Annotated in this window: 14 protein-coding genes and 2 tRNA genes; all 16 read right to left on the bottom strand. The window is 53.9% G+C overall.

Annotation, left to right across the window (positions count from 1 at the left end):
* Position 1: 1 nt before the first annotated feature.
* The 16 genes from L975_RS15215 to trxA all read right to left on the bottom strand — a co-directional run bounded on the left by L975_RS15215 (position 2) and on the right by trxA (position 15,193).
* Positions 2 to 74, bottom strand: a tRNA-His gene (locus tag L975_RS15215).
* A gap of 64 nt (positions 75 to 138) precedes the next feature.
* Positions 139 to 215, bottom strand: a tRNA-Arg gene (locus tag L975_RS15210).
* Positions 216 to 334: 119 nt separating this feature from the next.
* Positions 335 to 1,069 (bottom strand): lipopolysaccharide N-acetylmannosaminouronosyltransferase, encoded by a 735-nt coding sequence (gene wecG, locus L975_RS15205; RefSeq protein WP_047709226.1) that lies wholly within the window; start codon positions 1,067 to 1,069, stop codon positions 335 to 337.
* Positions 1,062 to 2,393, bottom strand: coding sequence for an ECA oligosaccharide polymerase (wzyE, locus tag L975_RS15200; RefSeq protein WP_047709225.1), 1,332 nt, complete (start codon positions 2,391 to 2,393; stop codon positions 1,062 to 1,064). Before wzyE ends, wecG begins: the two co-directional genes overlap by 8 nt.
* Positions 2,390 to 3,502: a TDP-N-acetylfucosamine:lipid II N-acetylfucosaminyltransferase gene (locus L975_RS15195; protein WP_047709224.1), complete on the bottom strand. Its 1,113-nt coding sequence runs from the start codon at positions 3,500 to 3,502 to the stop codon at positions 2,390 to 2,392. The genes wzyE and L975_RS15195 overlap by 4 nt, the downstream gene beginning before the upstream one ends.
* Positions 3,499 to 4,749 carry a lipid III flippase WzxE gene (gene wzxE, locus L975_RS15190; protein ID WP_047709223.1) on the bottom strand — a complete coding sequence of 417 codons (1,251 nt, stop codon included), beginning with the start codon at positions 4,747 to 4,749 and terminating at the stop codon, positions 3,499 to 3,501. Before wzxE ends, L975_RS15195 begins: the two co-directional genes overlap by 4 nt.
* Positions 4,750 to 4,751: 2 nt before the next feature.
* On the bottom strand, positions 4,752 to 5,882 hold the full coding sequence (rffA, locus tag L975_RS15185) for a dTDP-4-amino-4,6-dideoxygalactose transaminase (RefSeq protein ID WP_010863068.1): 1,131 nt from the start codon (positions 5,880 to 5,882) through the stop codon (positions 4,752 to 4,754).
* Between the two features lie 5 nt (positions 5,883 to 5,887).
* Positions 5,888 to 6,598, bottom strand: a complete 711-nt coding sequence (rffC, locus tag L975_RS15180) for a dTDP-4-amino-4,6-dideoxy-D-galactose acyltransferase (RefSeq protein WP_047709222.1) — start codon at positions 6,596 to 6,598, stop codon at positions 5,888 to 5,890.
* Positions 6,576 to 7,457 carry a glucose-1-phosphate thymidylyltransferase RfbA gene (gene rfbA / locus L975_RS15175; RefSeq protein WP_010863066.1) on the bottom strand — a complete coding sequence of 294 codons (882 nt, stop codon included), beginning with the start codon at positions 7,455 to 7,457 and terminating at the stop codon, positions 6,576 to 6,578. The genes rffC and rfbA overlap by 23 nt, the downstream gene beginning before the upstream one ends.
* A 2-nt stretch (positions 7,458 to 7,459) precedes the next feature.
* Positions 7,460 to 8,533: a dTDP-glucose 4,6-dehydratase gene (gene rffG, locus L975_RS15170; RefSeq protein ID WP_177326654.1), complete on the bottom strand. Its 1,074-nt coding sequence runs from the start codon at positions 8,531 to 8,533 to the stop codon at positions 7,460 to 7,462.
* Positions 8,524 to 9,786, bottom strand: a complete 1,263-nt coding sequence (gene wecC, locus L975_RS15165; RefSeq protein ID WP_047709221.1) for a UDP-N-acetyl-D-mannosamine dehydrogenase — start codon at positions 9,784 to 9,786, stop codon at positions 8,524 to 8,526. The genes rffG and wecC overlap by 10 nt, the downstream gene beginning before the upstream one ends.
* Complete coding sequence (gene wecB, locus L975_RS15160; RefSeq protein WP_047709220.1) at positions 9,783 to 10,916, bottom strand: non-hydrolyzing UDP-N-acetylglucosamine 2-epimerase; 1,134 nt, start codon at positions 10,914 to 10,916, stop codon at positions 9,783 to 9,785. Before wecB ends, wecC begins: the two co-directional genes overlap by 4 nt.
* A 102-nt stretch (positions 10,917 to 11,018) precedes the next feature.
* Positions 11,019 to 11,948: a Wzz/FepE/Etk N-terminal domain-containing protein gene (locus tag L975_RS15155; protein ID WP_072033089.1), complete on the bottom strand. Its 930-nt coding sequence runs from the start codon at positions 11,946 to 11,948 to the stop codon at positions 11,019 to 11,021.
* 39 nt (positions 11,949 to 11,987) lie between these two features.
* Positions 11,988 to 13,064 (bottom strand): UDP-N-acetylglucosamine--undecaprenyl-phosphate N-acetylglucosaminephosphotransferase, encoded by a 1,077-nt coding sequence (gene wecA, locus L975_RS15150; protein WP_047709227.1) that lies wholly within the window; start codon positions 13,062 to 13,064, stop codon positions 11,988 to 11,990.
* Positions 13,065 to 13,402: 338 nt separating this feature from the next.
* Positions 13,403 to 14,662, bottom strand: coding sequence for a transcription termination factor Rho (gene rho, locus L975_RS15145; protein ID WP_010863060.1), 1,260 nt, complete (start codon positions 14,660 to 14,662; stop codon positions 13,403 to 13,405).
* Positions 14,663 to 14,866: 204 nt separating this feature from the next.
* Entirely contained in the window at positions 14,867 to 15,193 is a 327-nt protein-coding gene (trxA, locus tag L975_RS15140) for a thioredoxin TrxA (protein WP_010863059.1), read from the bottom strand.
* Positions 15,194 to 15,303: the final 110 nt, after the last annotated feature.

Here is a 15,303-nt window from a genome sequence, read left to right as displayed (position 1 = left end):
GGGTGGCTGATGGGGCTCGAACCCACGACAACTGGAATCACAATCCAGGACTCTACCAACTGAGCTACAGCCACCATAGAGTTTTTTCTTTCAGCTTACATCCACAACGTTGGGCTAAATCACTACCACATGCTTATATGGCGCGCCCGACAGGATTCGAACCTGAGACCTCTGCCTCCGGAGGGCAGCGCTCTATCCAGCTGAGCTACGGGCGCCCTGCGCGCCGTTGCGGGGTCGCATATTACGGATTTCATATCCGGCTGTCTAGCCCTTTTCGTATTTTTTTATGCAAAAAGAACCGACTGCTGATACTTTACCCGAAACTTGCTTAAAACTACAGCTTTCCGCTGTAATGATACGCGACATACTTCAAAAGTTTGAGCTGGCGCCGCCAACGGGTCGGTTGTGACAGCAAGCGATACAGCCATTCCAGGCCAAACTTACGCCATACTGCCGGTGCGCGCAGCACATGGCCAGTAAACACGTCATAAGTGCCACCGACGCCCATATACAAGGCATCCGGATAAACCTGACGGCAATCGCGCATAAACAGCTCTTGTTTCGGTGAGCCCATCGCCACCGTGACCAACTTGGCTCCACTGGCACGAATTTGCTCGAACAAATCGGGAGTCTGCTCGGCGGTGAAGTATCCGTTTTGGCTGCCGACAATATTAACCTGCCATTGCTGACGCAGTTTATCTTCCACTTCACTTAAGACATCTTGGCGACCACCAACCAAAAACACCGGTAACCCCTGACGACCAGCCTCCTCCATCAAGGCTTCCCACAGCTCACAACCTGGGATGCGTTGCAGTTTCGGGCTGTCGGGGTATTTGCGGCGGATAGAGTTAACGATACTGACGCCATCTGCGTACTTGTATTCAGCCGCATCCAGCAGAGCTTTCAGTGCCGGAGACTCTTCAGCAGTCATCACTTTTTCCGCATTGATCGCCACCAGGGTACCGGTTTTGGTGCCCTGCGGCGTCAGCAGGTGTGCGACAAACTGCGCCATGTCGGCAAAACCCCAGATCTGCAAACCGCGCAGGGTGTACTTAGGAATATCACTCATGTTCTTGCACCTTCAACCGCCGGCGGATCAGGCCGCAGGCTTCAAACAGCCAATACAGTAACTTGGCCAGTAACAGACACAGCCCGAAAATAATCGAGAAAAACGCCATCCGTGACACAAAAGAATCAAGCCCTTCGCGCACCAGCACGATCAGGGTAAACACGTTGCCAAAGCTGTACGCCAACAAAATCGCCGCTTTATAGCGGTTGGTTTCTTGCATGCCGCTGTGATACAGCCAGTCCAGCCATTTGATCAGCAAACCGACAATCACCGCGCCAATCGGGATAAACAGCACGCCGCCCATAATCACCAACGAGCCAATCAGGGTTGGCGAAATGGCTAAACCGGCAAAGTATTCGAGGACATCCCAGGTAAAATAGTTAGCGGTATTCACCACCAAGCTTGGGCGATCCGGCCACAGCGAGGACGGAATAAAGACATAGAAGTCGCGGATAATCGGAGCCAACCCCTGAAAATCAATCTTGTGATAGTTTTCCAGCAGCAGCGCCAAGTTTTCCCACGGCGAGAAGGTATCGCGCGTGAGGTACAAGAAGGTGTAAAACGCCTCCGAGCCGCTCACATCCAAGCTGTAACGCTTTAACGCCAGCCAAAACATGCCGACCACACTGGCCACGCCCGCAGCGATCAGCATCGGTAAAGTGATATAACCGCGGATAATGCCGATGAACAAAAACAGCGCAAAAGCGATGATGATGTTAGCGCGCGTACCGCCGACAATCACATAAGTCAAAATCCCGAATGCCACAGTAGTGACTAAAAACATCAGCCACCCTTTGGTGTCCTGACGCAGGAAATAGACCACCAGCATTGCCGGGATAAAGAAGTAGAAGAAGCGCTTAAGCGCTACCGCCGACACATCCTTGGAGAAAATCTGGCTGTAGCTTTGCAACTTGAACAGCAAAAAGCCGTTTTGCAGGAAGAAGATCCCCACCGTGACCACCGCCACCAGCATCAGCAAAATCCAAGTCAGGTTGGTTTCCACCCGATTCATGCTTAACACCGGACGCTGACGCTGACGGCGAACAATCCGCGTCTTGTACACCACGTAATACAAGGCATAGAAGGCGGTCGAGGCCAGCATGGCGTACATCAGGTACTCCGGCGGCTCGGTCTGCACATCAAAGCGAAAGCTGAGGATGCAGGTAAACGGAAAGCCAAAGTAAAACGTCAGCAGGTAGATCAAGGTGAAAAAGATATTGAAGTTAAAGCGCTCACGACGAAATTCGCGATAGCCCAACGTCAGGATCAGCGCCAATGACAGCAGGTAAACGACCAGCAAGCCAGAAAAATCAGTCAGGGTCATGCGCCGGCTCCTCGGTCTGCAGATGCAATAGCGTCAGCGCCGGCCTGCTGCAGCGCTTGCTGCCAGCCCGCAAGGTAATTCGGTTTAAAAAAGGCAATCTGGCTACGATCGAGCGCGCCCAGTTGGGCCTGCGCCTGGCACACACGAGCCACATCCAGCGGCTCACCGCTGAGCAGTACCGGCACCCCTTGCTCACGCAAATCCACACAGAATGGATTTTGCTCACTGAGCACAAACGGCACGCCAAACTGGATCAGTAAACACAAAGTGCCAATCCCCTGTTGGCGGGCAAACAGGAAATAGCCCAGATCGCACTGCGCCAACAGTGTCAGATAGCGGTCAAACGGAATTTGCTCGGTAAGCAGCTCCACCTGTCCATGCGGATACAGTTGCTGCGCGACCTCGGCAATCTGCGCGATATAGGCTTCATTATGCGCCGGATAGCCCAGAGGAATTTGCACTTTCACCTTGTCACCAAAGGTGGCGTGAATTTCACGCAGCGCTTCAATGTGGCGGTTAGAGCGATCGCCCGAGTTACCGAGCAAAATGGTGAGCGGCTGCGCAGGGTCATGTTGACGAACCCCTCCGGTCAGCGCCGGATCCATTTTGGTCGGAAAATAAAGACGCTGCGTAGCACAATGCGGATGACGCTGAGCGAAGTACTGCAAATCGCCTTGCGTGGCAAACACGCGGCCAATACGCCCTTGCGCCGGACGGCGCAGATAATAGAACAGCTTGAATTTCCAGCTCTGCGCATCCTCATACAGATCCGCGCCCCAGATGTGCCAACTGACTTGTTGCGTGCGGATTTTTCCCGTCAGCAACGCCAACCATAACCACGGGTTAAATTGGCCATGCAGGAAAAAGCGCTGCGCCGGGTCACGAGCCGCCAGCGTCACCGCACGTGCCAGACTCTTTTTGTCGGCAAAGCAGTGCAGCCGGAGCGCCGGATAACGCGCGGCCAGCTCCGGCTCGTTACTGACCACGTAAAACTCACGGGTCAGCGCCGGTTGCTGTAATGCCGGCGTCAGCACCTCGGCAAAAAAGGTGAGCACCGTATGGTTATGATGCGGGATCTCAGATCCCAGAACATGGATTAAGGCTGTCATGCACGCTTTCGATAAATGAGGAACGCCCCAACACAGAGGCAAAAATACATAATGTAAGTCAGCATATAGGCCTGTGCTGCACCCAGCGCACCCTCGCGCGGGATCAACCAGTGCGCCAGCCCCGTTAGCAGGGCAAACTGGCTTACTTCGGCCAGCAAGTAATAGCGTAATGCCGCCTTGGCTACCACCAGATAACCAAAGACATACGCACCGACTTTGAACACATCGCCGGTCAGCTGCCAGGCAAACAGATCGCGCATCGGCCGAAACTCGGGCGAGAACAACAGCCAGATCGCCACATCACGCAGTAGATAAACGGCAAAACTGACCGTGGCAACCGCTGGCAACACAAAGCGCAGGGTACGGCCAATTTCGCGCACAATCTCATCGCGCTGCTGTAACCGCGACAGGGTCGGCAACAGGTATACCGAGAACGAGGCGGTAATAAACTGCAGATAGGCATCCGAGATTTTACTCACCCCTTGCCACATCCCCACCGCATCCCAGCCATAATCGGCGGCCAGACTATTTCGCAGCATCACGTAAGCGGCGGGTAAGGTGACCGAGGTGATCACCACCATCAGGGTAAACTTCAGCAGCTGACGAGCCAGCGGCTTATCCCACTGCGGACGCAAGTCGGCAAAACGAATGCTGTTGCGCTTTTTAATCACCACTGCGGCAGGCAGCACCGTGATGGCCGGCACTAACGCCATCCCGGCTAAAGCGCCGGCATAGCCGCCTAGCCAGAAACACAGGCAGTACGCCACCACTCCAATTACGCTACCGGCAATCAGCGCCAGCGCATTGCCCATCGCATCGCGCTGACCTTTGAGGATCGCCAGCAGCAAGTTGGCGTAGGCTATCCCCATTTGAATCAAGCCCACCGCGCGGATCACCGGCACAAAATCGGTGTGATCGAATAAAGCGCGGCTAATCGGGCCGGCACCGAGTACAAACACCAGAGCCAACAGCGATGAGGAAAGTAAAGTGATCGCCGAGGCCGTACCCAATAAGCTGCGCAGTCGCGCGGGCTCTTGGTGAAACTCGGCCACGTACTTGGTCACGCCATTAAAAATACCGGCGCCGGACAACACGCCCAGCACCGTCACCATGGTCATGAAGTTACCGGCCTGGCCAACCCCTTGCGGGCCGAACGATACGGCCAGTAACTTGACCACTAACAGCCCGACCCCAATCTTGACTAGGGTCGAGGCTGCGGTCCATACCGAAGCTTTAGCTAACGACATAATCAGGCGAAGAAGTTCAGCATCGTCTGGATCACGGTACGCTGCGTCAACTCATCCATGTTGTAGAACAGCGGCAAACGCACTAAGCGCTCGCTTTCCGCCGTGGTGAACTGATCCGCGCCATGCATCACACCGAATTTCTCGCCTGCCGGGCAAGCATGCAGTGGGATATAGTGGAACACGGTCATGATTTCAGCTTCTTTCATAAAGCTGATAAAGGCGCTGCGATCATCGATATCACGCAGTTTGATATAGAACATGTGTGCGTTGTGCGCGCAGTCAGCGGGATGGCTTGGCAACTCGATACGGCCAGCCTCTGCCAGCGGCGTCAAAGCATCAAAATAGGTCTGCCACAGCTTCAAGCGACGCTGATTGATACGCTCCGCGGCTTCCAACTGCGACCACAGATAAGCCGCCTGCAAATCGGACATCAAATAGCTCGAACCGATGTCGCGCCACGTGTATTTGTCTACCTGACCACGGAAGAATTGACTGCGGTTGGTACCTTTCTCACGAATAATTTCAGCCCGCTCAATCAGCGCCGGATCATTGATTAAGGTCGCCCCACCTTCACCGCCTGCGGTATAGTTTTTGGTTTCATGGAAGCTGTAGCAACCAATGTGACCGATAGTGCCCAGCGCACGCCCTTTGTAGGTCGACATCACGCCTTGCGCCGCATCTTCGACCACCCACAGGTCATATTTTTCCGCCAGCGCCATGATGGTATCCATCTCGCACGCCACACCGGCATAGTGCACCGGCACAATCGCCTTAGTACGCTCAGTGATAGCTGCTTCAATCTTGCGCTCATCGATATTCATGGTATCGGGGCGCAGATCGACAAACACTACCTTGGCGCCACGCAGCACGAAAGCATTGGCAGTCGACACAAAGGTGAAGCTTGGCATGATCACCTCATCCCCCGGCTGGATATCCAGCAGGATGGCGGCCATCTCCAGTGAAGCGGTACAGGACGGAGTCAGTAACACTTTGGCGCTGCCAAAATGCTGCTCCATCCACTGCTGACAGCGGCGAGTAAAGGCGCCGTCACCACACAGCTTACCGCTGCCCATGGCAGCCTGCATATACTCCAACTCCGTGCCGACAACCGGCGGGGCATTAAATGGGATCATGCTTATCACCTGTAAAACCAATACGCAGTGTCGGTTATAACGGCACCGCTGCGAATATAAAGACGTAAGGCCGCCACATTACCGGTTTGTGTTGCCACCCGCAGGGTAGAAATCCCTTGCGTCTGGCACCAGTTTTGCGCCGCCCACATCAACTGTTGGCCCACACCACGCCCAGCACAAGCAGGCATCGCGGCTAAAAGGCCGATCCGAGCCTGCTGCTGGCCCAGATCGCGCAGGGTTACAAACCCCAGAATCTGTTCATCCTGCTCAATCAGCAGGCATTGATGATCGAACGTGCCACGAATCGCTTTTTCGATCCATTCAGCGTAAAAACGGCCACTGTCGCTGGCTTGATACCAAGGCGCGCGAAAACGGCTATGAGCAAAGGTCTGCGCCGCCGCACTGCGCAGCAGCGCAATGTCAGTCTCAGTGGCGACGCGGCAGCGCCAACCACTCGGCAGCGCGTGCGCCGGTAAGGAAGCGGGCAAGCTCAGCGCCAGATCCACTTCCCCTTCCGCCAACTGAAAGCCCAAGCGAGCCAAGCCATCAGCCAGATCCAGACGCGCCGCCGGCACTTTGGCTTGTACCAGTGCATACGGCTGTAAATCTGCCGCTTGCACCGGCGCGGCCTGGGCATCCCACACCAATTTGGCACTGGAGAGTGCGAAAAAGGCGCTTTCCCAGCCTAATGGCTCAATATTGGCGTGGACGGACATGCAGCAAGGTCTTCAGATATTGACCATAACCGGTCTTAGCTTGTGCTTGTGCAGCAGCAGCCACTTGTTCGTCACTCAGCCAACCATTGCGCCAAGCGATTTCTTCCAAGCACGCCACTTTGAAGCCCTGACGTTTTTCCACGGTCTGCACAAAGGTGCTGGCTTCAATCAGGCTGTCATGAGTGCCGGTGTCTAACCACGCAAAACCACGGCCCAGCAATTCCACCTTGAGCTGCCCTTTTTGCAGGTACATCTCGTTTAAGGTGGTGATTTCCAGCTCGCCGCGGTGCGATGGTTTGACCTGCTTGGCCAACTCAACCACTTGGTTGTCGTAGAAATACAGGCCGGTTACCGCCCAATTAGATTTGGGTTGAGCCGGTTTTTCTTCGATCGACAGTGCATTGAAGTCGTCATCAAACTCCACCACTCCGAAACGCTCTGGATCCATCACCTGATAACCAAACACTGTTGCGCCGCTGGTACGCGACGCCACCACTTTCAGCTTGTCACTGAAATATTGGCCAAAGAAGATGTTATCCCCCAGCACTAAGCACACGCTGTCATCACCGATAAACTCTTCACCGATAATAAACGCCTGCGCCAGACCATCCGGACTCGGCTGGATGGCATACTGCAGGTTAATGCCAAAGTCGCTACCGTCCCCCAGCAAACGCTGAAACGCGGCCTGATCATCGGGTGTGGTGATAATCAGGATGTCACGGATCCCGCTGAGCATCAGTACTGACAGCGGGTAGTAAATCATGGGCTTGTCATACACCGGCAGCATCTGCTTGGAGACACCGCGAGTCAGCGGATACAGGCGAGTACCGGAGCCACCCGCCAGAATAATACCTTTCATGCTCAGGCTCCTAAGCCAAGGCGCTCTCCGGCATACGAGCCGTCTTGCACTCGGCGCCACCAAGTTTCATTTTCCAGATACCAGATCACGGTTTTGCGAATCCCGCTTTCGAACGTTTCTTGCGGTACCCAACCCAGATCATGGGCGATCTTCGATGCATCGATCGCATAGCGCAGATCGTGGCCTGGGCGATCCGCCACATAAGTGATCAGATCGCGATAGTGCGCCACACCGGCCGGCTTGTTCGGCACCAGCTCTTCCAACAAGTCACACAGGGTGTGCACCACGTCGATATTCTTGCGCTCGTTGTGACCGCCAATGTTGTAGGTCTCACCGACCGCGCCTTCCGTTGCCACTTTAACCAGCGCACGCGCATGATCTTCCACGTACAGCCAATCACGGATCTGCTCCCCCTTGCCATACACTGGCAATGGCTTACCGGCTAATGCATTTAAAATCATCAGCGGGATCAGCTTTTCTGGGAAATGGAAAGGACCGTAGTTATTCGAGCAGTTGGTGATCAGCGTTGGCAAACCGTAGGTGCGACGCCACGCGCGGACCAAATGATCACTGGACGCTTTAGAGGCCGAATACGGGCTGCTTGGGGCGTACGGCGTGGTTTCGGTAAACAGCGAATCAGGACCTTCCAGATCGCCATACACCTCATCGGTAGAGATATGGTGGAAACGAAACGCCGCTTTCGCCTGTGACTCCAGCGTATTCCAATAGTTACGCGCCGCTTCCAGCAGGGTATAGGTGCCGATAATGTTGGTTTCGATAAACGCTGCCGGACCATCAATCGAGCGATCGACATGACTTTCCGCCGCCAGATGCATCACCACATCTGGGCGATATTGAGCAAAAATACGCTCCATCGCGCTGCGATCGCAGATGTCTGCCTGCTCGAACTGATAACGCGGGCTATCGCTGACACTGTTCAGTGATTCCAGATTGCCGGCATAGGTCAGCTTATCCAGATTGACCACGTGATACGGAGTATCTTGGATAATGTGGCGTACTACCGCCGAACCGATAAAACCTGCACCACCGGTTACCAGAATCGTTTTCACCGCCATACCCCCTTGGTATCCACTACCCAGCTCTGCGTCACTTGAGCAGGAGAAATGGCCTTGAACTGCTGATGGTCGACCAACAGCACCAGTACATCGGCCTGCGCCAGCGCCTGTTCGGTCGACACCAACTCAACTTTGCCATGCAGCTTTTTCGGCAGCTCATGCACGTTTGGCTCCACCGCCAATACCTGACCGGCATGCCAATCGGCGATCAGCTGAGTAATTTCCATCGCTGGGCTTTCACGCAGGTCATCGATATCCGGCTTAAATGCCAGTCCCAGACACGCAACCTTCACATCTTGCGCACGCTTACCGGTCGCGGTCAGACACTCGGCCACCGCCAGTTTGGTTTTTTCCACCACCCAATGCGGCTTGCCGTCATTCACTTCACGGGCCGCACGAATGAGGCGCGCTTCTTCTGGGTTTTGCGCCACGATAAACCATGGGTCAACTGCGATGCAGTGGCCGCCAACACCCGGTCCTGGCAGCAGGATATTCACGCGCGGATGGCGGTTAGCCAGACGGATCAGCTCCCACACGTTGATGCCTTGCTTATCACAAATCAGCGACAGCTCATTGGCAAACGCGATGTTGACATCACGGAAGCTGTTTTCGGTCAGCTTACACATCTCAGCAGTACGGGAGTTGGTGATCACGCACTCACCTTTTACGAAGGTCTTGTACAGGCTCGCGGCACGCTCAGAGCAGCGCGGCGTCATCCCGCCAATCACGCGATCGTTTTGAATCAGCTCCACCATCACTTTGCCTGGCAGTACGCGCTCAGGGCAGTAGGCAATGTTCACATCGGCCGCTTCTCCGGCTTGTGGCGGGAAGCTTAAATCGCTGCGCGCATCCATCAGCCACTGCGCCATTTGCTCAGTCGCAGTTACTGGAGAGGTGGATTCTAAGATCACCAGATCGCCTTTTTTCAACACCGGCGCAATCGACTTGGCCGCCGCTTCGACATAGGCCAGATCCGGCTCGTAATCACCTTTGAACGGCGTTGGCACCGCAATTAAAAACGCATCCGCTGGTTGTGGCTGGGTGCTGGCACGCAGGAAACCACCCTCCACGGCGGCTTTCACTGCCAGATCCAAATCCGGCTCCACAATGTGAATTTTGCCCTGATTGATGGTATCAACGGCGTGCTGATTGATATCAATACCGATCACCTTTTTCTTAGCGGACGCGAATGCCGCCGCCGTTGGCAGACCGATATATCCCAAACCGATAACTGAAATGGTGTCAAAGCTCATGACAGGTCACCTGAATTAATCTTCAATGCTTCAAGAATTTGCGCGCAAGCCTGCCCGTTACCATACGGGTTATGAGCACGGCTCATGCGGTGGTATTCATCATGGTCGGTCAGCAGACGTGATACTTCGCTGACGATCGTTTCAACTTTTGTCCCCACCAAACGCACCGTGCCGGCATCTACCGCTTCCGGGCGTTCGGTCGTATCCCGCAGCACCAATACCGGCTTGCCCAGTGACGGCGCTTCTTCTTGAATCCCACCGGAGTCGGTCAGGATCAGATAAGCACGGTTCATCAGGTAGACAAACGGCAGGTAATCTTGCGGGTCAATCAGGATCACGTTGTCGATGCCACGCAAAATGCGGTTCACCGGCTCACGGACATTCGGGTTTAGGTGCATCGGATAGAGAATTTGCGCCTCTGGATGCTGACGTGCAATCTCGGCCAGTGCATTACAGATCCGCTCAAATCCACCGCCAAAGCTTTCACGGCGATGACCGGTGACCAGAATCAGTTTCTTATCGTCCTGCAAAAACGGATAACGCGCTTCAATGCTGGCCAGCAGCGCAGTATCTTGCTGCAGCTTATTGCGCACCCAGAACAGGGCATCAATCACCGTATTGCCGGTGACGAAAATATGCGCATCGGGAATATGCTCTTGCAGCAGATTGTGGCGCGAGGTTTCGGTCGGAGCAAAATGGAAACGGGCCAGATGGCCGGTCAGTTTACGGTTGCCCTCTTCCGGCCACGGTGAGTACAGGTTACCGGTACGCAGACCGGCTTCCACGTGTCCCACTGGGATTTGCTGATAAAAGGCTGCCAAGCTGGCCGCCATCGTGGTGGTGGTATCACCATGCACCAACACCACATCCGGATTGAATTCGTTCAGTACCGGCTTCAGGCCTTCCAGAATACGACAGGTGATCTCGGTCAGGCCCTGACCGGGACGCATAATGTTGAGATCATAATCCGGTACGATCTCGAACAAGTGCAATACCTGATCCAGCATCTCGCGATGCTGCGCGGTGACACAAACTTTAGACTCAAACTCAGGATGTTGAGCCAGCGCGTGGACCAGCGGCGCCATTTTAATAGCTTCTGGACGGGTACCGAAAACGGTCAACACTTTCACAGCAATACTCTTTTGGTTGTCAGAGGATCTCACCACACACGTAGTCAGATCCGACATCAGGAGTACCGGACAGCCGGCGCTCCAGCCTTCTTACGCAACAAATTAACGGGCAGCAATCCGCCGACCAATCGCAATCCCAGCACCGGTCATGCCACCAATCACACCCCACAGGATCAACAAGAACAGACGACGCGGCTTATCACGATTCACCGGCTCGACCGGAGTGCGCAGATAACGGAAGGTCTGAATGTTCTGGTCCAGTTTCGGTGCAATGGCTAACGCAGCCAGTACCGCTTTATTCTGGGCATAATCCACATCGAAGTTAGCCGCTTGCATGGCTTCATCGGCGGTGGTTTTGCCATCTTGCTCGCGTTGCAACAGCGCTTTATTCACTGACTCTTGACGTGAAACCAGTGCTTTCACGGATTGCAGCCGCGAGGCCCAACGGCCCGCCAAGTTAGCATCCAGCGCCGCCACCGCGCGTGCATTGGCAAACGCGATGTATTGCTTGAGTAAGTTGCTGGCATCAGCTGCGGTTTCGGCGCTCAAACGAATACTGTCGAACGGGGTTTTCTTGTCATCTTTGGCCGTGAAGGTGATGTCGTTGATCAGTTCATCGAGCAGTTGGCCATCGGCACGTGCGTTGCCTTCAATACGGCTGCGGTAGTAATCGGTCTGCAACCAAAAATCACGACGGGTATCGTAGGAGCCCAGCTGCATGCGCAGCTCGTCATACGCTTCGTCTTGCACCGGTGGCAAGGTGACGTTGGCGGTATCCTGCACATCCAGTCCGCGCAGGAACTGCTGCTGCGCAAAATAGCTGCCCAGCTGCGTGGTCAATGGACGGTCGGTCATCGCGTTAGCGCTCCACTCCTCTTTCACCACATAGGAGTAAACCAACGCCAGCGCAGCAAACAGAACACCGGTACCGATGATCCACGCTTTACCTGACCACAAAATACGAAACAAGCCACGGATATCCAGTTCGTTATCCACAGTGCTATGTGTCTGTTCTGATACTTGCTTTATCACGGCGCTATAATCCTCGAATGGCGCAAAAACCCGTACACCTTAGAAATGCCGACCTACCCAGACTTTCAACCGGCGACGCATACGACGAACAAACCGGGTGGCAACCCACGCACGGCTGATACAGTATCCATAAACGATAAAGGTCACTAAAAACGCGGCCAACATCACCCACTCCGGCCAACCTAGCCACTCACCCATGATGCCGAATGCTGCCAGTGCAGCAGCTAAACCCGTGATCAGCAAGAACGCTTGGCCGGAGGTAAAACCGGCGCGCATCACCATATGGTGAATATGCTGACGGTCAGGGGAAAACGGGCTTTGACCCTTTTTAATGCGGCGATAGGTGATGGTGATCATGTCCATCAAGGGAATGGCGATCACCCACAACGCAGTGACCGGATTGAGCGGATGGCCTTGCCCTTGGGTACTTTGCAGCAACAACCACACCACGGTAAAACCAATCACGGTACTGCCGGCATCACCCATAAAGACTTTGAATTTGCGCCCCCACGGGATCCCGAGGTTAAGCAAAATATAGGGCAGCGTGGCGGCAATGATGGCAAAGCACCACAGCGCCAAATCGGGCTGCTTATCGAGGACAAATAAAACCCCGAGCGAGCCAAACGTCACGCAGGATAAACCGCCCAGCAAGCCATCGATGCCGTCGACCATATTGAATGCATTGATCGCCGCCAACACCGCCAGCAGCGTCAGGACATAGCCGAATGGCCCTAGCACCAGCTCCCACGGACCAAAAATTTGGCCGAGACTGTTCAGATACAAGCCACCTGCGGTCATCATAATGATGGCGATAGTCGCCTGCACACAGGCGCGAATTTTTACGCTGATATCAAACCGGTCATCTAAAATACCGACCACCAGTAATACGCCAGCACACAACAGGTATAAACCCGGCTGACGCAAATTATTCCAGTGCTGGATGAAAAAGAAGGCCATCCCAGCGAACACCGAAATACCGCCCACCAGCGGGATCAACCCATGGTGCAATTTACGGTAATTAGGTTTGTCCACTAGGCCAACTTTGCGTGCCACTTTGCGCGCGACAAACAGTGAAGCCAGTGAAAACAGAAATACAAAGAAAAGATCACTACTCATCATGAGCACGTCACTGCGAATAAAGTCCACCATCCATAGCCCTTGAGTGAGGTGCGCACCTGCACCCGATAAACTATTACTGCCATATAGACAAAAATGACGTTATGCCGCAATCATTCGGCCGGAATTACATCGGTTACTCCGCCAGCCTGAGAGCTTTTACCGCCCTTTGTCACAGGTCAGTCCATTCATATTACCGTGAATTTGAGCCGTGCGAAACGCGTCGCCGATCAGCGACAACCCCGTGTGCTAAAAGCAAAATTTGGCGACCAGAAAGCAAAAAAGCGTCGCCCGAAGGCGACGCTTTTTTCATGTGACGTGATCTTTATTAGACCGAATTATGAACGCTTCATCATGTCGAAGAATTCATCGTTGGTCTTGGTCATCGCCAGCTTGTTGATCAGGAACTCCATCGCATCAATCTCACCCATTGGGTGCAGGATTTTGCGCAGGATCCACATCTTTTGCAGCTCTTCTGACGAGGTCAGCAGCTCTTCACGGCGGGTACCGGAGCGGTTGTAATCAATGGCTGGGAACACACGCTTCTCGGCAATCTTACGCGCCAAGTGCAGTTCCATGTTACCGGTGCCCTTGAACTCTTCGTAGATCACTTCGTCCATCTTCGAGCCGGTATCAACCAGCGCGGTGGCAATAATGGTCAGGCTACCGCCCTCTTCCACGTTACGTGCCGCACCGAAGAAACGCTTCGGACGGTGCAGGGCATTCGCATCCACACCACCGGTCAGGACTTTACCGGACGCCGGTACTACGGTGTTATAGGCACGGGCCAGACGGGTGATGGAATCGAGCAGGATCACCACATCTTTCTTGTGCTCAACCAAACGCTTAGCCTTTTCAATCACCATCTCCGCCACTTGTACGTGACGAGAGGCTGGCTCATCAAAGGTCGAGGCCACCACTTCACCGTTCACCAGACGCTGCATCTCAGTTACTTCTTCTGGACGCTCGTCAATCAGCAGCACCATCAGTACGCAGTCAGGATGGTTAGCGGAAATGCTCTGGGCAATGTTTTGCAGCAGCATTGTCTTACCGGCTTTCGGTGGTGCCACAATCAGGGCACGCTGACCACAACCGATTGGCGACGCCAAATCCAATACGCGGGCAGTTAAGTCTTCGGTAGAGCCATTACCACGCTCCATGCGCAAACGGCGATTAGCATGAAGTGGAGTTAAGTTTTCGAACAGGATCTTGTTGCGGGAGTTTTCCGGCTTGTCGTAGTTAACTTCGTTGACTTTCAGCAGGGCAAAATAGCGTTCGCCTTCTTTTGGCGGGCGGATTTTACCAGCAATGGTGTCACCTGTACGAAGATTGAAACGGCGGATTTGACTCGGGGAAACGTAGATATCATCAGGACCGGCAAGGTAGGAGCTGTCTGCGGATCGCAGGAAACCGAAACCATCCTGCAAAATCTCTAACACGCCATCACCAAAAATATCTTCACCGCTCTTGGCATGTTGTTTCAGGATGGCAAAGATAATGTCTTGTTTGCGCATCCGGGCCATATTTTCGAGGCCCATTGACTCCCCAAGCGCCACAAGCTCGGAGACAGGTGTATTTTTCAGTTCGGTAAGATTCATAACGATGGGTTCTTGATAGTGAACTCGGGGTAAGTCAATTACGATGATGCTGGCGATACAAAGCATGCGGTGAGCACGCACCAGCTATCAGCAATAAGAAGAAAAGTTGCGTTTCAGCAGTAGGGATAAACTAGCATCAAATCAGAAATGCGTCTAGCGGTTGGTCAAATAAAATGCGCTGCCAACCGCTAAACGTGAGGCGTATTACAGGTGGGTGTCCAGGAACTCTTTCAGTTGAGTCTTAGACAGTGCGCCGACTTTGGTGGCGGCAACCGCACCGTTTTTAAACAGCAGCAGCGTCGGGATACCACGGATACCGTATTTTGGCGCCGTGTCGGTATTCTGATCGATGTTCAGTTTCGCTACCGTTACCTTACCTTGGTACTCAGTGGCGATCTCGTCCAGAATCGGGGCGATCATTTTGCAAGGACCACACCACTCTGCCCAGAAATCCACCAGTACCGGACCGGTTGCTTTGATTACATCGTTTTCAAAGCTGCTGTCGGTCAGCTGAACAATTTTATCGCTCATCTTCCACTCCCAAGTGTTATATCGCATTGTTGGTGTAACATTGACCAACAGTTGTTATTGACTTTATTTCAATGGATACGCTTTCGTAAAGCAAGAGTTAGCTGATATTC

The organism is Plesiomonas sp. ZOR0011, from assembly GCF_000800945.1.
Lineage (GTDB): Bacteria > Pseudomonadota > Gammaproteobacteria > Enterobacterales > CAMTGL01 > Plesiomonas > Plesiomonas shigelloides.
The sequence above is the reverse complement of the archived record's forward strand: the minus strand, read 5'-3'. Positions and strand labels throughout refer to the sequence as shown.